The sequence below is a fragment of the Affinundibacterium macrobrachii genome (genome assembly GCF_014652415.1).
Classification (GTDB): Bacteria; Pseudomonadota; Gammaproteobacteria; order Burkholderiales; family Burkholderiaceae_D; genus Undibacterium; species Undibacterium macrobrachii.
Genome location: NZ_BMYT01000007.1, coordinates 104,547 through 125,006, shown reverse-complemented (window position 1 = coordinate 125,006; position 20,460 = coordinate 104,547). Strand labels below are relative to the sequence as shown.

Here is a 20,460-nt window from a genome sequence, read left to right as displayed (position 1 = left end):
GATTTCAATATGCAGGCAAATTCAGGTTAAGGAAAATCATACTTAGGCATATCGTCATGTTCATCTAATGCGCCAAGCACCCATTGCGTCACAGCAGGATGCGCTTCGACTCGTTCGCAATACGCTTGCAAGGCCGGTGCCAAGGAAACTCCGTAAGTTTTAAAACGCATCACAACCGGCGCGAAAAATGCATCGGCGATAGAGAAATCACCAAACAGGAAACGATGCGCTCCATAAGTGGAGAGGCAATCTTCCCAAATTTCACTAATACGACCTATATCAGCTTGCGAACCAGCGGTGCGACCTTTACCCGGAAAATTGGCTCGAATATTCATCGGCATCGCATTTCGTAATTGACTAAATCCAGAATGCATTTCAGCACAAACGCTACGTGCAGTTGCACGCGCAGCGACATTTTCTGGCCATAAGTGATAGGTCGGAAAACGCTCTGCCAAGTATTCGCAAATCGCTAAAGAATCCCAGATCACCAAGTCGTCACCTAACAAAACAGGCACGCGACCAGACAAAGAATATTCCGAGATTTTTTGTGTGGTATCCGGCCTATCTAATAACACCTTGATCTCTTCAAATGGGATGCCAAAAGTTTTCATCACTAACCAAGGGCGCATCGACCACGAAGAATAATTTTTATTGCCTATCACTAGACGATAATTACTCTTACGCATGGCGTGCTGCAATGGTGCGAGGGTCGTTTGCAGGTCTAAGTTTTCTTCATTCGTTTGCATGACAGACTCCTACTCAGCTATTGATATTCAGGCTCATCGGCACTCATCCCTTTAGGTATGACGGTGCCTAAACGCGCTTTTAATGATTGCGGTTTTTTCTCAAAAATCGCCGCGTAATAAGTGGCGTTCGACAAAACATTTTTGACGTAATCACGTGTCTCGGAAAATGGAATCGTCTCTGCAAAAATCGCGCCTTCTACTGGACGCGTCAGAGTGGAGCGCCACGCACGCGGCCTACCTGGTCCAGCATTGTAAGCAGCAGAAGCCAAGGCTTGCGAACCGCCTAAATCGGTCAGTACCATATTCAAATAATTGGTGCCCAAAGCGAGATTCGTTTCGACATCATTTACTTGATGCGGCACGTAATCGGACAATCCGATTTTTTTAGCGACCCACTTCGCTGTTTTCGGCATCACTTGCATCAAGCCAGAGGCACCAACATGCGATTTCGCTGCAGTAGCAAAGCGAGATTCTTGTCGGATCAAGCCATACACCCAAGCCATATCAACGCCGACCGCTTGCGTGGCTTTATACATACTGTCATTAAATGGCGTTGGAAAGCGCTGATGAATATCAATATCCGATTTCGTTTTGTCTGAAGTATTGACCATGCGATCCAACAAAGCATTTTGACGGGCAAACTCAGCTGCTACAATCAGTTCGCGCTCGCTCATGCTACGCAAAGCCCAATTCCATTCACGCGTACCTTCAAAGCGTAAATTCATCGCATAAAATTTCAAGGCACGTTGTAGATTAGGGTTTTGTGCAATTGGCGCTAATTCTTCCGGACTAACAGGCTTAACCAATGCAGGAACTCCAATCTTCTGTCCGCGCTCCTCAAGTGCCAACTGCCCATAAAAATGCATTTGGTCTGAGATGCTCGCAAAGACATTTTGCGCTTCTTCTTTTTTGCCTTCTTGTTGAAGCGCACGACCATGCCAATAAATCCAAGCTGGCTGGTTCTTCAACGCAATCGGCATTGACGCAATCGCAGTCTTCACCATTTTCCAATCGCCCTCGCGCAAGGCCATGCGTGCTCGCCACTGATACGCCTCTATACTTAAATGAGCAGCATCAGCACGCTTCCAATACGTAAGTGCCTCGGCTTGCAATTTTTGTGATGCTGGTAATGCGATATTTGCCCAAGCCTGCGCTTTGTCATTCGCATTCAACTTATCCCCAAACTTTTGAAGTGCAGCGACCGACTTGTCTGGATCTTGTTTTGCAGCGCGTCCTAAAGCCATCAAAAATAATTCACGACTCAATCGATCATTGGCTGGCGCTTTTTTTAGCAAATTGTTCGGTTTATCCATCGCCTCGACTAAACGCTTTTCAGGAATATTCAACATCTTTCCTAAACGTTTTGCTAGTGGCATTGCCGAAGACTCTGCAGCGATACGCATTTGCGCCCACAAGTCAGCATCAGTAAATTGACCTTGTTCATACAGCGTACCAATCAATTGATAGCAGCCGTCGCCATATTGTTTGGGCGAGGTGATCAAACTGCGCGCTTCAATTGCCACACGTTGCTGCTTGAGCGCTTTGGATAACAAAGCGTAGCACTTGACTTGATGATCATCATTCACCACATACAGGGGTAACTGCTGATCAAAATTCGTCCAATCACCGCGATAACCAAGCACCAATAACCAATCATTACGCAAGCGATCAGCGATTGCACTACCTTCATATTTCTTAAAAAAGCTTTGCATCTCTGCCGCCGATGCCGAACGAATGCGGGTGCGTAATACGTAATAATCCACATACGAAGGAATCGGATACTGCGTCAATTGTGAAGCATGCATTTGCGCGGCCTTAGCATCATCGTGTATCGCTGCGTCACGTAAGGCCATAAAGCGATCGTCATCGTTGATGACGCCTGTGACTGGTGCGCTCATCGCGGCCTCAAGCGAGACTGGATGAGGAGCATTTTCTGCAAAGACAGGCAAAGCTGCTAACATAGCAAAGCTGCTGCCAAAGATGCCGCATACTAAACGACGCATAAAGCGACGTGTGAAGCAACCTGTAAAGCGACCATGTAGTTGTTGTTCTAACATTTCAAGCATATCCTTCTTAAACCTGTTAACAGTATGACACAGCCACACCATAGCGTAAAAGAACAAATGCCAAACCGAGCGCAATTACGCCGCGATTTACTGCAAATTCGTAAAGAAACCCCACTCGCCCTGCGCCAGCAATGGGATCGCAGCATCGCCGAACAAGTCATCACTTTGATTCAACAAAACATGCCGCAACACCTAGCGGTATATTGGCCTATCCAAGCTGAACCGGACTTACTACAGTGTTACCAAGAATTACAGCAGCTCGGTGTCAAATTAGCGCTGCCCATCGTTGTCGGCAAAGCGCAAGCACTTAAATTTGTTGAATGGTGTCCAGGCGATGCCATGGATACCGATAGTTTTGGCATCCCAATTCCTCGCAATCGTGAGCATGGTATTGCCCCCGATATGCTACTGATCCCTTGTGTCGGCTTTAGTTCGCAAAATTTTAGGCTAGGTTACGGTGGCGGATTTTATGACCGCAGTTTGGCGCAACTACCGCAAGCAAAGTCGGTGGGTATCGCTTACCAACTGGCGCACACCGAATTCACGCCCGAACTTTATGATATTCCACTCACGCATATAATTACTGAACTTCAGCTTTCAATTTGAATCAGCGAAGACTGCGATCATATTCAAGCTAAGTAAGCACCGAATCGAAAAAGTCATTTCACAAAAATACTGTCATGTGCGTCAACTACACACCAACTCGGCGCGATCAGCTAGTCGAGAAATTTGCTGCGATTGATCAAACCGGAGACGACTGGCGACCCGAGATTTGGCAGGACTACGCGGCCCCATTCATCACGCATGATCACTTAAAGCGCCGACGTGCGCAGTTGGGTAGTTACGGCATGATCCCGAAGAATAAAATTCCCGCTGGAGTTAAGCGCTTTAGCACCATGAATGCACGTGCCGAAACCATCGGTCAGTTACGCAGTTTTGCGCAAGCTTGGCGTATGGGACAACGTTGTCTTATCCCATTACAAAATTTCTTCGAACCTAACTATGAGACCGGTAAGGCAGAACGTTGGCAAATTGGCGTCAAAGATCATAGCGATTTTGCAGTCGCTGGTCTTTACCAAGGATGGAATGAAGAAGATGGTCAACAGAGTTTTTCCTTCACGCAAATCACCATCAATGCAGATCTGCATCCTGTGATGCGACAATTTCAAAAGCCCGAAGATGAAAAACGCTCCTTGGTGATTTTGCATGAGCAAGATTACGATGCGTGGCTTGCATGTCCTCATCCAGATTTAGCGCGCCAATTTCTACAACTTTTCCCCGCTGAACAGATGTGGGCAAAGGCGGCGAACTTGGATAGAACCAGCGCGAAAACAAAACGTCCAACGACAAACCCATCTGCATTTCAAGCTTCACTGTTTGACGATGAGTAAGTAAGTCATTGCATACCGCCATTCTTTCGGTGATAACTCACAATTTAAAAAACCTAGCAAATCTCTCGCTCTCCGATAATTCAAACAGCATTCTTAATTATTTACTTAATCAATTAAATAATTAATTCCTTATTTCGCTTAAGTAATTCACAAAAAATTAGCATAATTGCTTGTAGCTAATTGCAAATAATTAGCAAATCAACTATGTTGCTCACCTCGTTGTATTTTTAAGGATTTTCAGGTGAAATTAATTACTTTACTCATGCTCAGTGCTGGCATTTTGACGCCAGGCTTGGCACTAGCAACAACACCAATCGAAGCAACAACAGCTATCAGCGCAAGTAATTCTAAGCAATCAACAAAACAATTAGCAGCGCCAGTCAAAGTCACTACCGTTGAAGGCATCACAGAATATAAATTGGCAAATGGAATGCGCGTGGTCTTGTTTCCAGACGCGAGTAAGCCTACGCTGACGACCAATTTAGTCTACATGGTCGGTTCGCGTCATGAAAATTACGGCGAGACCGGCATGGCGCATTTGTTGGAACATTTGTTGTTCAAACCAAGTGCCAATTTCGGCCTTAAAAAAGGCACCAAATCCCCAGTAGAAGTATTGAACGCGACTGGCGCAGAATTCAACGGCACCACTTGGTACGATCGCACCAACTACTATGCGACCTTCCCTGCCAACGAAGACAATTTAAAACAAATGTTGGCGATGGAAGCAGATCGCATGATCAATGCGGCCATTGATCAAAACGATTTGTGGAATCCCAAAACCCAAAAAGGTGAAATGACGGTCGTTCGCAATGAATTTGAAATTGGCGAAAGCGATCCAATTGGCGTCACCACCGAGCGTATCCAAGCAGTCGCTTACGATTGGCACAACTACGGTAAATCAACCATTGGTGCGCGCTCTGATATTGAACAAGTGAATATCCCGCGCTTACGTGCGTTCTACAAAAAATACTACCAGCCAGACAATGCGATTTTGATGATCGCTGGTAAATTCGACGATACAAAAATTCTCAAGCAAGTGAACGAGCTATTTGGTCGGATTCCAAAACCGAATCGCGTCATCGACCCAACCTACACCACAGAACCAACGCAAGACGGTGAACGTTCTGTAACAGTACGTCGCACCGGTGGCACGCAATTTGTTGGTGCTGGTTACCACATGGCGCCATCTGCGCATATCGATTCCGCTGCACTTGGCTTGCTGGCAAATATTTTGACAAGTGCACCAAGTGGACGTTTGCATAAAGCCTTGGTTGAAACCAAGCTTGCCACTGCGGTGAACTACAACACGGTCAGCAATCTAGAACCTAGCTATGGCATATTTGGTGCCATCGTACCAAAAGAAAATAATTTGGATGCAGCGCAAGAAACCTTGTTAAAGGTTCTCGAAAATTTAAAAACCGCACCGATTACACAAGAAGAATTAGATCGCGCGAAACAAGCTGCGCGTAAGCAAATTCAACTCGCCTTAAATGACACAGCGCAATTGACGATTGCACTAACCGAATCAATGGCTGCAGGCGATTGGCGTTTGTTCTTTATTGAGCGTGATCAGATTGAAAAAATGACGGTGAAAGATGTACAAGCCGCTGCAGAAAAATATTTGAAAGCGACCAATCGTACACTCGGTCGATTTATCCCAACCGATACCGCAGATCGTACCGAAGTACCATCGACACCAGACATCCTCAAGCTCGTTAAGGATTACAAAGGTCAAGCGGTGGTTGAACAAGGTGAAGCGTTTGATCCTAGCCCTGCAAATATCGAAAAGCGTACACAGCGTTCCAATCTATCCAATGGAATGAAACTCGCTTTACTACCGAAGAAAACCAAAGGTGCGACTGTCAGTGTGAGTCTACGTTTGCGTATGGGTAGCGAAGCAAGCTTAAAAGGCAAGGCTGAAATCGGACAATTCACAGCGAGCCTATTGAATAAAGGAACAGATCGTTTATCTCGTCAAGAAATCAAAGATAGCTTCGATAAATTAAATGCACAGGTGACGATAGGTGGCAATGCAGAAGGCATCACTGCCAACATCACAGCCACACGCGATAAGTTAGCGGCGGCGATTGATTTGTTGGCAGAGGTTTTGAAAAAGCCATCCTTCCCTACTAGCGAATTTGAAGAACTCAAATTAGCCATTGTTGGACGTATCGAGCAATCCATTCCAGAACCACAAGCCCAAGCAAGTAATGCAGTGGCACGCCTCACCGATGCGACGCCCGCTGGTCATGTATTGCACGTGAATACTTTACCTGAGCAAGTGCTTGCTGCAAAAGCTGTCAAATTAGAAGATGTGAAAGCCTTCCACCAGCAATATTTTGGTGCGGATAGTGCTAGTTTTTCAGCGGTTGGAGATTTTGATCCGACTAGCTTAAAAACCCAATTGGCAAGCTTATTTGGTGATTGGAAAGCCAAACAAACTTATACAAGAATTGCACGTCAAATCAAAGCAGTCGCTGGCGAAAAACTGGTACTCAATACACCAGATAAGGCCAGCAGTTTCTTACTCGCGATTCATCCTGTAGCAATTAAAGATGATGCAGAAGTTCATCCAGCATTGTTGATGGCAAACCATATGCTGGGTGGCGGTGCTTTGCGTAGTCGTTTGGCTGATCGTATTCGTCAAAAAGAAGGTTTGTCGTATGGTGTTGGTTCCTTCTTAAACGTACCAAGTCAAGATCCAAGTGGCATGTGGGCTGCGTATGCCTTGAGCGCACCACAAAATACCGCGAAGGTCGAAGCAGCTTTACGTGAAGAAGTGCAAAAAGCAGTCACTGAAGGTTTCACCGAAGCTGAATTGATCGAAGCGAAAAAAGGCTGGAAGCAAGCGGAAGAAGTAGGTCGCACGCAGGATGCAAGCTTAGCAGCGCAGTTGTCAAACTATCTGGCGATTAATCGCACCATGAAGTTTGACCAAGACTTTGAAGCAAAAGTCGCTGCCTTGACTGTGGCGCAAGTCAATCAAGCGTTACGTCAATTAATCAAACCGGAAAACATCTCGGTAATCAATGCGGGTGATCAAGCAAAAATCAGTAAATAGTAAGATAGCTATGTAAGGCAAACTCGCGTTGCCGACCAATAAAAGGGCGAAATTCTTTATTGAATTTTGCCCTTTTTGTCTTTTTTGCCTTTTTTACTCTTATCTTCGCTTCATCTTTATTTAATCTTCCTTTTCCGCCTATCCCACATAAATCGACGCCCAATCTACGCGCGATTCAACTCCACTTGTCGAGAATCAAGAAATCGCGAACTTGCATACGAGCCTGCACAGCAATCCGACAAGGCAGAATTACACTACTTGCTCTCATCGTCTTTTAGGAAGTAGTGTATGAACACGTCACAATCCACAACGAATAGCAGCGTCGCTAGTTTAACCAATGCCAGCGAAATCAATAATCAAGCGACAGTTGAATCTGCAGTGCAATCATCTTCTGCTGCCAAATCAACTGCTGAATTAAGCAACGACAAAGCAACTGTGCAAACGACTTCTGTACAAAACGCTGTACCTAGCGAAAAAACAGGCAGCCCTTGCTGTGGCTGTTGCGATCCGAATGCGCCACGCGCGTGATTTACCATTACACCTATTCACGCATTGCATTTACGCTAGCTTTCAGGATATGCGGGTAAAATATTGTTTTATCCCTAGTCCTGAATGCCGATGCTTAACTTTGTTCAATTCCAATTTTCAAATTTATCAATTCGTGCAAGCAGTCTCCGTCGGAACGCGCTATTCATTTTATCCGCATTGATTTTTCACCCAACTGTCGATGCGCAAACAAAAAAGAATATTCCGAAAAAACCGAATCCCATCACCATCTATGCAGCTGGCGATATCGCTGATTGTCGCAAGCAAGCCGCCTCGCAAACAGGCGCTGCACAAACCGCCGCATTAATCGCAACAGGCATACAACAAGACAAAAATGCCCATGTCATCACACTAGGCGACAACACCTATCCAGTTGGAAAAGCGGAAGAATTTAGCGACTGCTACGATCAAACTTGGGGTCAGTTTAAACAACGTACTTTGCCATCACCGGGAAATCATGATTATGGAATCCCCCTCGCCTCCGGCTATTACAACTATTTTGATGAGCTAGCTGGCAGTAATCGACGCGGTTACTACAAAAAGACTTTGGAAAACTGGTTGATCATTTCGCTAAACAGCAATATCAAGCACCAAGCCATGCAAACCCAATTGACTTGGCTGCAATCGACGCTGCGTGAAAACCAAGCCTCATGCATACTCGCATTTTGGCATCACCCAGTCTATTCATCTGGCGGTCACGGCAATAATAAAGTCATGCAAGATGCGTGGAAGCTGTTAGCAGATGCAAAAGCCGATCTGGTACTAACGAGTCATGATCATCATTATGAGCGATTCGCACCATTAGATAAGAATGGTGTGCCTGATGCAAAGAATGGCATTCGAAGCTTTGTCGTTGGTACTGGTGGTGCAAAGTTGTCACCGATCTTCTTAGTGAAAGATGGCAGTGAAGTGAGGCAAAACGATCATCACGGTGTGCTAAAACTTACTCTGGCAAACAACGCATTTTCTTGGGAATTTATCGCAGCAGAGAGTAAGCAGATTTTGGATAAAGGTGAGGCCACATGCCACACAATTCGCTAGTGAGATTGTTGATGAATTGGTGACTAAATTATTCATTAGACGAATCAATCTTCCATTCCAAGTTTAGGTAACCATTTCAGCTAATTAATTCAGCTAATTAATTCAGGCAACTAAGCCAATTAGCAACTTGCTCCGTATCTGTAACATTATCGCGAGAAATTTATCTAATTGACAATTTTGCATGTTATGATCCTCGACTCATTATTGCTTTTTTTCTAGGAGTCGCAATGCCAGAACATGCGCTTGATACGGCCAGCACAAACGACAATCAAACCATGCCATCCAACCAAGTTGGTTCTAGCATAGGCGATTTCAGTCAGTCTGCGGAAACCGCGCAAGCAGCGATAGTGGATCAAAATCCAGTGGAACAATTACCCAACTACGCAGATTTATACCCACCACCGCCACTCAACTATCAAGCTGTTTTTACTGGCAGTGGCAAAGAGTATTTCAAAATATGGATAGTGAATCTTTGTTTGAGCTTACTCAGCTTGGGTATTTATTCAGCTTGGGCAAAAGTTAGGCGACTACAATACTTTGATCGCAACACCCAATTGGCAGGCGCCTGCTTTAATTTTCACGGCGACCCAACAACGATTTTGCGCGGTCGTATCATCGCCGCCATTCTGCTATTTCTATACCACTATGTCTTTGGCTTATCCAAAGGATTTGCGTTGGTTTTCGCATCGCTATTATTTTTTGGCCTACCATGGATGATGCGCAGCGCATTATGCTTTCGCTTACGTAATACCAGCTATCGTGGCCTACGATTTGATTTTCATGGCAGACTCAGCACAGCCTATGCCATCTATCTACCGATTGCGATCATCTTCGTATTGCCCGCCTTAATCGCAGTGCTATTTCCTCTGAGTTGGTTCGTTGCACTACCAGGTTTGCTGTATTTGTCTTGGCCATGGCTACACGCGCGCATGAAGTACTACCAGCACAATAATTTCGGATTTGGACAAAAAAAATCTACGGCTAATATTTCCGTCCATGCCTTTGTCTGGCCGTATTTTGTCACTTTTTTCTATATCACCCTAGTGTCAATCTTTGGTGGAATCATATTCGCGCTCGGCGTATCTATTTTCTTAAGCAGCGGAACTGAAGCTGATGTGGGATTTAGTACCGGTCTTGTCGGCATCATTAGCTCTGCCTTGATTGGCTTGCTTGTGTACTCAGTACTCGGTCCATTCTTGCAAACCAAAATCTGGAACGCTTCATGGAATCATACGCAGTTAGATGACATTCAATTCCAATCCAATTTGCCAGTGTGGGGCTACACCCGCCTACAAACGGTGAATGCACTACTCACCATTTGCACACTCGGTTTATATCGTCCTTTTGCTGTAGTACGTAGTTATCGCTTCCGATTAGAACATATGCTAGTGATTGCGAATGCGGATGCATTCGAGACTGCAAGGTCGAATACAAACAATGAAAATGCAACTGCGGAGAGTTCAGCAGAATTCTTTGGCTTTGATCTTTCTTGGTAAAAGCGAGGCGCCCAAATGAATGCAAATTATTTTGATGCACAAAGTAGCATTATCCAGCCCGCCAACATCCGCATCGATGCGGATCAGATCAAGATCACCACATCACAATTCAATAAATTTTTTTCTAAGAAGACTACGCGCGTAGCAGAACCATATCTCAATGCCGCGCTGATCTTACAATTTGATGATGGATCGCACTGTGAAATACACGCACCCGTAGATCAACAAGCGGCATTGACGCAAATTGCTTACCAAGCCAGTCTCGTTGAACATTGGCAGCGCAATTGGGGCATCGCGCTATTCGCTATCGCAGTCGTATTAGCTCTGTTCTACGGTAGCTATCGTTATGGTGGACCGATTTTAGCTAAGCAAATTGTGCCCATGATTCCACAGCAAGCAGATGATTTTTTGGGGACTGAAGTTGAAAGCATGTTAGATGCTGACTATTTCACAGAATCAGATATCAAGGCTGAGCAAGCAGCGCAAATCACCAAGGTATTTGAAGCGATTAAACCAAATGCAACCCGAATTCCGCTACGTTTGGAATTGCGCAAAAGTGAGAAGATAGGTGCGAATGCTTTGGCACTGCCGAATGGCAGCATTTATCTGACGGATGCGATGGTGCAACATATGCCCAAGCAGAATTCGCAAGCAACATCGCAACGGAATTCACCACTGAATTCGCCACTGAATTTACCACTGACCAGCGCTGGCGAAATGCAATTGGCAGGCGTACTGGCGCATGAGATCGCCCATATCGAACTGCGGCACAGCATGCACAATATTACCGAAACATCGCTGATGACCGTTTTGCTTGGTGCCACCATAGGCGATTTCAGTAATATCCTAAGTGTTGCAGCTGGCGGCTTATTAAATGCAAGATATTCGCAAGAAAAAGAATCAGAAGCCGATGAATACGCGATTCGCTTATTGCAATCACGCGGCATTTCACCAGCCCATTTAGCAGATTTATTTGAGTCATTAGATCAAGATACATCCACCGACAAATCAACAAAAAAGAAACGGCAATCCAGTTGGTTAGAAGATCAAATCAATGATTACCTATCTAGCCATCCAATGACTGAAAAACGTATTGAGCGGTTTAGACAAGCGGCAAAGTAAGCGCAAAGTGAGCTCAACATGAGCATAAGCTCAGCACAATTAACACAAGACTAGCAAATACCGGCAAGCTCGCGCAAAAAAAGTTACACTAGCGGGCTATGCCATCTTCTCTACTATTTATTATCGCCTCATTAATTTGGGGTTCGACCTTTTGGGCCATTACACAACAACTGGGCGAAGTCGCACCCGCAGTTTCGGTCGCATATCGATTTGGGTTAGCCTCACTCTGTCTTTTTTTGTGGTGCTTATTAAAAAAAGAGTCGCTGCGTTTGCCTTGGAAACTACAGGGCTGGCTGGCACTGCAAGGATTTTTCACTTTCTCTTTAAGTTACGTCTGTACCTACACCTCAGAACAATATTTAGTTTCTGCCTTGGTCGCTGTCTTATTTGCCTTGATGGTGATCTGGTCTCCTATCACTGAGAGAATATTTTTCAAAAAGCCGCTCAGTTGGCGCATCTGGGGCGCGGCGTTTGTATCGATAACTGGTGTGATCTTATTGTTCTTTCCTGCCCTAAAAAATAATTGGGAAGAAACGCACTCTGGTCACGATACCCACTTTTTGCTCGGCTTAGGCTTGGCATTGACTGCAACGCTTGCCAGTACGTTTGGCAATGTTGTGGTCGTCAAAGTCCGTCAACATAGTCAAAACGTCTTATTGACGATGGCATGGGCGATGGCTTGGGGTACTGCGTGGATTAGTTTGTTTGCAATGATCAGTGGCGAACAATGGACACTGCCATCTAGCATCAACTATTGGTTATCCTTGATTTATTTATCCCTATTTGGCTCGGTGATCGCATTCGCATGTTACTTCACACTGATCCATCGCATTGGCGCACAAAAGACTGTCTTCATTGGCGTCATTACGCCGATCATCTCAGTTTTGCTATCGATTCAATTAGAAAATTACCACCCAGGATGGATAGAATGGTCGGGCATGGTCTTGTGTATGGCGGGCGTGGTTTGGGCATTGCGCGGAGAACCTAAACGCGCTTAACGCCATCTAGTCACAGTCTTGATGGCGATCTCGACGAGGCTAATCTGTCTCAGTTGCAAAAGCTAATTTGCGCAATACATGGGCAACAGCAGCTAACCCAAAAGAGGCGGTGACGACGATTGAAGAGCCGAAGCCCGCGCAATTTAAGCCAGAAATTCCTTGGCTCGCATCAACTGCACATGCGTCTGCAGTCTCGGCTGTCTCAGGCATACGTAACGCCTCCATCGAGAACACGGCATCGATCCCAAACTTACTTTTGCTACCGCGTGGAAAACCAAAATTCTGACGCAAGCGCTTACGCACTAAAGCAAGCAATGGTTCTTGCTCTGTTCTAGATAAATCACGAATTTCGATTTTGCAAGGATCAGTCTGTCCACCTGCCGCGCCTATCGTGATCAAAGGTATTTTTTGTTCGCGACAATAAGCGATTAATGCGGTCTTTGCTTTCACGCTATCAATCGCATCGATCACATAATCAAAGCGGTGTTGTCCTATCATTTCCGATAAGTTATCAGGCTCTACAAACTCCTCTACTTCATGCACTTTGCAATACGGATTGATGATGGCAATACGTTCTGCCAACGCGGTCACTTTCGCTTTGCCTAAGGTTAAGCTTGTTGCTTGAATCTGCCGATTTACATTCGATTCGGCGACATTATCCAAATCGATCATCGTAATTTGACCGATCGCACTACGCGCCAATGCTTCAACCACCCACGATCCAACCCCACCGACGCCAACTACGCAAATATGCGCTTGCTGAAACCGAGCAAGACCTTGTGCGCCATACAGGCGAGCAACGCCAGCAAATCGGCGTTCATAATCAATATCGTCAAAAGTGGAGACAGCTTGCTGCATGGGAAATATTTCTTTATGGGGAAATGAAGGCTGCGGTTGCGATTACCGCTAAAATTGGCGCTATTTTACAAGCTTCGGCTTAATTAAGCATGGGCGACTTGATCTTACGCAAGCGTGATCAGCCAGAATTGAGCGCAATTCGCTAGAATGTTGGATAATTTTTCTGCCTAGTTGTTTGTTTTAACTTTACTTAATTTAAATTTATCATGGATATTCTATTTGCAAGCGCCCCTGGCTTCGATCAGCCTTTGGCAGTTCTTAAGCATTGCCATGATCGAATTCGTAAGCAACTCGCTACTTTAGAAAAATTATTACCGCACTTGGCAAAAAATGGCGCAGATGCGGAAGCACAAAAAGCAGTACTGGCCGTATTGAAGTATTTTCAAAATGCGGCTCCACTACATCACGATGATGAAGAAATTGATTTATTGCCTGAGCTGACACAAACGGCACAAGGAGGTGATGCTGAATTACTCAGCGTGATATTGCCTAAAATTCTGCAACAGCATCAGCAAATGGCAGATCAATGGCGACGCTTAGAAACGCAACTAAGCAATATTGCAGATGGAAGTAGTTCGAGTTTGGATGCAAATGATGTGGTGGAGTTTCAAGCAATTTATCAAGAACACATGCAAATCGAGGAAACGCAAATCGCACCAATGGCAATGCGCTTATTTAATCCAGGTCAAATGCACAAACTAGGTCAGGCAATGCAGGCGCGACGCGGTATTAATAGTATTTGATAGCATCGAAAAGCATCGAATAGTATCCATAACTGATTTAATTACACTCAAAAACTGACTTGGTCTTCAATGGTGTTTATCATGTGTTCAAAGTCAGGATCAAATCGGAAAATTTATCTAAAAAACTTCAGTTCGCTCTAGACGAAGTTTTCATTTCAAGGAAAAAGTATGTCAATTGCTAGCCTCAGAAAAGATTATCAACTCGCCAGTTTGGCTGAAAGTGACGTCGCTCACGATCCATTTAAACAATTTGCACATTGGTTCGACCAAGCACTTAAAGCAGAAGTAGCGGAAGCAAACGCGATGAGCCTATCAACCGTGAATGCCGAAGGTAAACCCTCATCACGCATCGTCTTAATTAAAGAATTTGACTCGCGCGGTTTTTCTTGGTTCACCAATTACGATAGCCGTAAAGGACAAGAGTTATCGCAAAACCGTCATGCAGCTTTATTGTTTTTTTGGACGGCGCTCGAGCGTCAGGTGCGCATCGAAGGTAAGATTCATAAGATCTCAGAAGAAGACAATGATGCGTATTTCCATAGCCGACCATTAGGCAGCCGACAAAGCGCATGCGCTTCTAAGCAAAGCCAAGTGATCGCCAATCGTCAGCAATTAGAAGATCAATTAGCAGAAGTTGTTGCCAAATATGGTGACCATCCACCACGTCCTGAGCATTGGGGTGGCTATCGCCTCGTTCCTGATTTTATCGAATTCTGGCAAGGTCGAAGTTCACGTCTGCACGACAGAATCGCCTACACTCGCCAAGCCGACGACACATGGAGTATCAGTCGCCTGCAACCTTAAAACAAAAAGGCTAGGATTCGTCAATGAATCCTAGCCTTTATTTTATCTGCATTTGAGCTGTGTTTTAGTTGCCTTTAAGCTCGATTTAAGCACGCTCTAAGCTACGTTTCACAAAATTCCAATGCACGCCATCACGCTGCTAACTTCTTCTTAAAGATCTCTCGCGAACGCATAATTTTCGGCAAAATAAATTCGACGCAATATGTGTCTTCTTTATGATTCCGATAAAAGTTTTGATGTTCTAATTCTGCGGGATAAAACTCAGGACAAGGTGCAATTTCTGTCATCAGTTTGGCATTTGCAATCCGGTCTATTTGCTTTACGAACTCGCGTGCACTTGTTCTTTGCTGCGATGAATGTACAAAAATCACTGAACGTAAGGGAGAGGCAATTTGTCCACCGACATTAGCTGGTGTGTACGCATCGTGAACTTTAAAAAATACTTCGAGCACTTCCTCAAATGCAAGCACCTCGTTATCGAACTGCAGGCGAACTACTTCCGCATGACCGGTATCACCACTGCAAACCGCCTCATAACTGGGAAACGCAAGATGGCCACCCGCATAACCACACTGCACGGTTTTAACACCCCGCAATTGTTGAAATACCGCTTCCAAATCCCAAAAACGACCACCGCCTAAAGTTACCGTTTCTAAAGTCATGCTTGCCATCCTCGCGTCTGATTGATTCTTGTCATTCGTTTTATTTTGATTTTTATTGCCTATTTACTTGGTAGAGCGTACAACTATCGTCGACTTAGCCACACCATCTACCAAGAAAAAACGCCAAGCATTATCAAGGCGAGTAGCGAAATTCGACAACTATTAATCCAAAAGTTGCATAAATCGTAGCTTGCTGTATCATTTTTCGATACTTTTACAGCCACAACTTAAAGTTATGACAAAAGCCTCTACCTTAATTGATGTTCTGAAGCGTGAACTCAAATCGCGTCGTATTACTTATTTTGATTTGGCACAAAAAATCGGTGTGTCGGAATCCAGCGTTAAGCGTATGTTTGCGTCGAAGAACCTGAGCTTGCATCGTCTCGACCAAATATTGGATGCGGCGCAAATCAGCTTGCATGAATTGACCTCGCGCAGTTATGAAGAATCGCTGATTGATGAACTCAGCTACGAGCAAGAAGAAGAATTAATCAGCGATCCGAAAAAATTCATCGTCGCCGTATCGGCCATGAACTATCTGACGCTGCAACAAATCGTCGATATTTATGCGATGAGCGAAACCGAAGTGATCGCCTATTTAGTACGTCTAGATCACCTAGGCATCATTGAATTGATGCCGAATAATCGGATCAAACTTTTGTTATCACGGATTTTCCGCTGGATACCCAATGGGCCGATTCAAAAATTCCATCGTCGAGAATCGTTTGCAGATTATCTCGATGCTAGTTTTGATGGTAAGCACGACATGATGCAGTTCATCACAGTCATGTTATCGAAACAATCAAGCGCGATGTTACTCACGCGCATGCGGCAACTGGCGCGCGATATTTCGGATCAACATCACTTGGATGCCAATTTACCGTTTGAAGAAAAACACAGAATGAGTTTTATGCTCTCTGCGCGCCCATGGATTCCGAATTATTTCCAAAGCATGATACGGCCTGAATATATCGCGAATTACTACGCGCAGAAAAACAAAAAATAAATTGGTCTCTCGCTACAAGGCTTTTACACAAAGACGGAAATCAGGATCTTCAGGATATGACTTCACATCGAACTCCAAGCTGCGCATCAACTTGAGCATATTCGTATTGTTCGTTAACACTAAGCCTTCGATGTAAGCCAAACCGCGACTGCGAGCGACTTCGATAATCGATTGCATCAAACGCGTTCCCAAGCCTTGTCCGGCGAAATCATCTGCGATCAATAAAGAAAACTCACAGGTACTTTTATCTGGATTCGTGACATAGCGCGACACCCCGATAATACGTTCGACTTCAATAAAACTGCCATCAGCTTGTGGTTGGCGCTCGTTATAAATCGCCACTAAGGCCATTTCTCTATCGTAATCAATCAAAGTGAACTTGGCTAACATACGATCAGATAGTTCTCGCATGGACGAGACAAAGCGGAAATAACGACTCTCTGGCGACAAACGACGTACCAAGTCTTGCAACATCTCGGCGTCATGCGGATGCAAGGGGCGCACGACATACATACGACCGTCGCGCAGCGGCCATTCTGTCTCTTTATCGGAAGGATAAGGCGAGATTGCCAGATGTTCGTAGTTCCCCGGTTCAGCTGGGGAATGATCAACCACAATCCGCGCATCGACCGCTAATGCACCATGCTGATCAACGATCAAAGGATTAATATCCATTTCGCGTAATTGCGGCAAGGCGCACACCATTTCAGAAACGCGTAGCAAAATCTGTTCTAGTGCTTCCCGATTTACTGCAGGCATACCGCGCCAATTCGCCAACATCTCAGCACATCGAACTCGATCAATTAGGCGATGCGCTAAGAATTGATTCAGTGGTGGTAGTTCAATTGCACGATCAGCAATCAATTCAATCATGACGCCACCAGCGCCAAATGAAATCACGGGGCCAAATAATTCATCCGTTGAGACACCAATAAATAATTCGCGCCCCTCCGGTTTGCCCGACATGTTTTGTACTGTCACACCATTAATTTTTGCGTCAGGACGTATCTGTCCAACGCGATGCAACATATCTTGCCAACCATCACGGACGCCAGTTGCATTACCGACATTCAGCAAGACGCCTTGCACATCCGATTTATGCAAAATATCGGCAGAATCAATTTTCAAAGCAACTGGATAACCCAATTGATTTGCGACTAGCATTGCCTCAGTTGAACTGCGCGCCAACATGGTTTTGGTGACGGGAATATGAAAAGCTGATAACAAGGCTTTCGATTCCATCTCGGTCAAGACCTTACGACGCTCGGCCAAGACACTTTCAATTAAGATTCGCGCACCTTCTAAATCCGGCTTAGCCAACTGTGAGAGTGGCGGCGGTACTTGACGTAATAATTGCTGATTAAGATGAAATAAGGAGACATGATTAAATGCATCGACCGCAGCTTCTGGCGTTCTAAAACTAGGGATGCCCGCTTTAAATAAAATCGTACGCGCAGCAGTCACTTTCTCATCGCCCATCCAACAACTGATGAGAGGCTTGCCGACAGTTGCTTGCAAATCGGCGAGAACTTGGGCGATTGCGCCCGTATCGACACCAGCAATCGGTGACAAGATTACCAAGATGCCATCGACATCGTTACAGTGCGCACAAGCAGTTACTGCCGCGCGATAATGTTCTGCATTGGCGTCTTGAGATAAATCTATCAACTCATCCAGTGCAGCGAAGGGTGAGATTTTTTTGCTTAAATCTTTCACCACATCTGGCGGCAATTTCGCCATTTCTAAACTAACTTCGTTAACAAAATCTGCTGCCAATACAGCCGGCCCACCGCCATTCGAAATAATTGCTAAGCGTCGACCAACTGGTAAATAACGTGCCGATAAACATTTGGCGGCAGCAAATAACTGCACCATAGAATGCACACGCACCGCACCGGCACGTTGCAACGCCGCGTCAAAAATTGCATCGCTACCGACGATATTGCCGGAGTGCGTCAAGGCCGCTTTCGATCCATCTGGTTTGCGTCCAGACTTTAAAACAATCACAGGTTTCGAATTGGCCGCGGCACGCAATGAACTCATAAAACGTCGCGCGTTTTTTATGCCTTCGATGTAGACCACGATGGTCTGCGTCGCCGCGTCATCTGCCAAGAAATCCAAGACTTGCGCCAAGTCAACCGCCGTATTTACCCCCAATGACACCACCGCAGAAAAACCAACACCATTCTTACCCGCCCAATCCAAGATAGAGCTAGTCAATGCGCCAGATTGCGATACCACAGCCAGCGACCCAGGTTGCGCTAATTTGCCGAGCGCACTGGCATTCAGTCGTGCTTTTGGCCGTTGAAATCCTAAGCTGTTTGGTCCCAACAAAGAAATGCCGTGTTGTTTCGCGATTTTATGTAAGTTTTTTGCTTGTACCGCGTCCACACCGATCGACAGAATCAAAGCAGCACGACACTGAATTCTGCCAACCACTTCTAACGCCGATGCCAACTCATTATTGGGAAGTGCAAGAATAGCGAGATCCGCTCGCGAGCTAGCCAAATCGCCCAGCGTTCCTTTGACACGGCTATCCAGATAGGTGACCGAACCTTGAAATTCTTTGTCCAAATGTTGCAAGAACACCCGTGTTACCGGAGTCTGCAATTCTGGCGCATTTAAATCACCAGCAAACACCACCATCGAGCGTGGTGAAAACAAAGAAGTCAGATAGTGCTTATTCATCGCATTCTCAATCTTAGAAAATTCATTGGGTTCAATTTCAATCTATCATCGGAGACATTCACCACAAGTCTTTGCATGACGCCTTAGCGCAGAATCCGATAGTCGGTCACAGTATTAATCTGCACCAATCAAAACGCGTACATGTGCAGCGGCACTGCGCCCAAGCGAAGATAAATCATAGCCACCTTCCAAACACGAAACGATGCGACCGTGAGAGTAACGTTGCGCAATCTGTACGATTTGTTTAGTGACCCACTCATAATCTGCTTCTACCAGGGCCAAATTACCCATATCGTCTTCGCGATGCCCGTCAAATCCGGCCGATATAAAAATCATTTCAGGCTGAAATTTTTCTAAAGCGGGAATCCAAACTTCATTGACTGCCTGACGAAATGCTTCACCACCAGAACGGGTCGGCAAACCAACGTTGATCATATTCGATCCCATTGGTACGTCGCCACAAAATGGATAGAGGTTTTTCTCGAAGATCGAACACATCAACACACGCGGATCATCAAATAAAATATCTTCACTACCATTACCGTGATGGACGTCAAAATCAATCAGCGCGATTCGGTCAATTCCATGATGAGACATAGCATGTCGAATACCAACCGCGACATTATTAAAAAAACAGAATCCACCCGCATTACTACGTTCCGCATGATGACCCGGTGGACGAATATTGCAAAAGGCAACGGGTGCTTGACCAGAGGCGACTAAATTTGAAGCTAACACCGCCGCGCCAGCAGCACGTAATGCAGCTTGATAAGAAAACTCATTAATACTGGTATCGGGATCAATCTGTACATGCGCATTTTCTGGCACTTGTTGCGCGATCTCGGCAAACTCCTGTAGGTAACTTGGACTGTGCGCTTTGGCTAACTGTTCTTGCGTGGCCAGCGGCGCATCAAGCTGTTCCATATAGTCCAACAAACCCTTTATTAAGAGCTGATCATTGACTGCGCCTAATCGTTCTGGGCATTCAGGGTGATTACTACCCATCTCATGTTTTTGACAGTCCGTATGCGTGATATAGGCGGCTAACAAGTGGTCGCTCCTGTTCAGAATAAGAGAATAGATCGATTGATTCTAGACCGATGCTTATCCACAGTAAAGCCATCACTAGTAAGGTTTGCGTTGCATCAATGCCTGAGCACCAGTCGGTGTTGTAAATACTCTGTGCTATTGAAGGAATATGCCATAAATCCCGCAGTGACTAGCCATTCCTT

17 protein-coding genes are annotated in these 20,460 nt (G+C 45.3%); 11 read left to right on the top strand and 6 right to left on the bottom strand.

What is annotated here, in order from left to right; genetic code table 11:
- Positions 1-26: 26 nt before the first annotated feature.
- Both IE103_RS16795 and IE103_RS16790 read right to left on the bottom strand, forming a co-directional pair.
- Complete coding sequence (locus tag IE103_RS16795) at positions 27-746, bottom strand: glutathione S-transferase family protein (RefSeq protein WP_189347376.1); 720 nt, start codon at positions 744-746, stop codon at positions 27-29.
- A 17-nt stretch (positions 747-763) separates the two neighbouring features.
- Positions 764-2,803, bottom strand: a complete 2,040-nt coding sequence (locus IE103_RS16790; protein ID WP_189347374.1) for a lytic transglycosylase domain-containing protein — start codon at positions 2,801-2,803, stop codon at positions 764-766.
- Positions 2,804-2,836: 33 nt separating this feature from the next.
- On the opposite strand from IE103_RS16790, the gene IE103_RS16785 reads away from it, so the two are divergent.
- The 8 genes from IE103_RS16785 to IE103_RS16750 all read left to right on the top strand — a co-directional run bounded on the left by IE103_RS16785 (position 2,837) and on the right by IE103_RS16750 (position 12,467).
- Positions 2,837-3,418 carry a 5-formyltetrahydrofolate cyclo-ligase gene (locus tag IE103_RS16785; RefSeq protein ID WP_189347373.1) on the top strand — a complete coding sequence of 194 codons (582 nt, stop codon included), beginning with the start codon at positions 2,837-2,839 and terminating at the stop codon, positions 3,416-3,418.
- A 74-nt stretch (positions 3,419-3,492) separates the two neighbouring features.
- Positions 3,493-4,203, top strand: a complete 711-nt coding sequence (locus tag IE103_RS16780) for an SOS response-associated peptidase (RefSeq protein ID WP_189347371.1) — start codon at positions 3,493-3,495, stop codon at positions 4,201-4,203.
- A 241-nt stretch (positions 4,204-4,444) separates the two neighbouring features.
- Positions 4,445-7,264 carry a M16 family metallopeptidase gene (locus IE103_RS16775; protein WP_189347369.1) on the top strand — a complete coding sequence of 940 codons (2,820 nt, stop codon included), beginning with the start codon at positions 4,445-4,447 and terminating at the stop codon, positions 7,262-7,264.
- 288 nt (positions 7,265-7,552) lie between these two features.
- Positions 7,553-7,792 carry a hypothetical protein gene (locus tag IE103_RS16770; RefSeq protein ID WP_189347367.1) on the top strand — a complete coding sequence of 80 codons (240 nt, stop codon included), beginning with the start codon at positions 7,553-7,555 and terminating at the stop codon, positions 7,790-7,792.
- 90 nt (positions 7,793-7,882) lie between these two features.
- A complete protein-coding gene (locus IE103_RS16765) occupies positions 7,883-8,851 on the top strand; it encodes a metallophosphoesterase family protein (protein WP_189347366.1) in 969 nt (322 codons plus the stop codon).
- A 227-nt stretch (positions 8,852-9,078) separates the two neighbouring features.
- Entirely contained in the window at positions 9,079-10,347 is a 1,269-nt protein-coding gene (locus IE103_RS16760; RefSeq protein ID WP_189347363.1) for a YjgN family protein, read from the top strand.
- Positions 10,348-10,362: 15 nt separating this feature from the next.
- The gene (locus IE103_RS16755; protein ID WP_189347362.1) at positions 10,363-11,469 is read left to right on the top strand and encodes a M48 family metallopeptidase; all 1,107 of its coding nucleotides are present in this window, start codon (positions 10,363-10,365) and stop codon (positions 11,467-11,469) included.
- 98 nt (positions 11,470-11,567) lie between these two features.
- Entirely contained in the window at positions 11,568-12,467 is a 900-nt protein-coding gene (locus IE103_RS16750) for a DMT family transporter (protein ID WP_189347360.1), read from the top strand.
- Between the two features lie 39 nt (positions 12,468-12,506).
- Here the strand turns inward: IE103_RS16750 and tcdA are convergent, their stop codons facing one another.
- Positions 12,507-13,325: a tRNA cyclic N6-threonylcarbamoyladenosine(37) synthase TcdA gene (tcdA, locus tag IE103_RS16745; protein ID WP_189347358.1), complete on the bottom strand. Its 819-nt coding sequence runs from the start codon at positions 13,323-13,325 to the stop codon at positions 12,507-12,509.
- 206 nt (positions 13,326-13,531) lie between these two features.
- Between tcdA and IE103_RS16740 the strand changes: the two genes are divergently transcribed.
- Both IE103_RS16740 and pdxH read left to right on the top strand, forming a co-directional pair.
- The gene (locus IE103_RS16740) at positions 13,532-14,068 is read left to right on the top strand and encodes a hemerythrin domain-containing protein (RefSeq protein ID WP_189347357.1); all 537 of its coding nucleotides are present in this window, start codon (positions 13,532-13,534) and stop codon (positions 14,066-14,068) included.
- A gap of 168 nt (positions 14,069-14,236) precedes the next feature.
- Positions 14,237-14,872: a pyridoxamine 5'-phosphate oxidase gene (gene pdxH / locus IE103_RS16735; protein ID WP_189347355.1), complete on the top strand. Its 636-nt coding sequence runs from the start codon at positions 14,237-14,239 to the stop codon at positions 14,870-14,872.
- A 131-nt stretch (positions 14,873-15,003) separates the two neighbouring features.
- Here the strand turns inward: pdxH and msrA are convergent, their stop codons facing one another.
- On the bottom strand, positions 15,004-15,534 hold the full coding sequence (gene msrA, locus IE103_RS16730; RefSeq protein WP_189347353.1) for a peptide-methionine (S)-S-oxide reductase MsrA: 531 nt from the start codon (positions 15,532-15,534) through the stop codon (positions 15,004-15,006).
- A gap of 235 nt (positions 15,535-15,769) precedes the next feature.
- On the opposite strand from msrA, the gene IE103_RS16725 reads away from it, so the two are divergent.
- Complete coding sequence (locus tag IE103_RS16725) at positions 15,770-16,540, top strand: helix-turn-helix domain-containing protein (RefSeq protein WP_189347351.1); 771 nt, start codon at positions 15,770-15,772, stop codon at positions 16,538-16,540.
- A gap of 12 nt (positions 16,541-16,552) precedes the next feature.
- On the opposite strand, the gene IE103_RS16720 is transcribed toward IE103_RS16725, so the two are convergent.
- Together IE103_RS16720 and IE103_RS16715 are read right to left on the bottom strand one after the other, a co-directional pair.
- A complete protein-coding gene (locus tag IE103_RS16720) occupies positions 16,553-19,228 on the bottom strand; it encodes a bifunctional acetate--CoA ligase family protein/GNAT family N-acetyltransferase (RefSeq protein WP_189347349.1) in 2,676 nt (891 codons plus the stop codon).
- A 114-nt stretch (positions 19,229-19,342) separates the two neighbouring features.
- Entirely contained in the window at positions 19,343-20,278 is a 936-nt protein-coding gene (locus IE103_RS16715; protein WP_189347347.1) for a histone deacetylase family protein, read from the bottom strand.
- Positions 20,279-20,460: the final 182 nt, after the last annotated feature.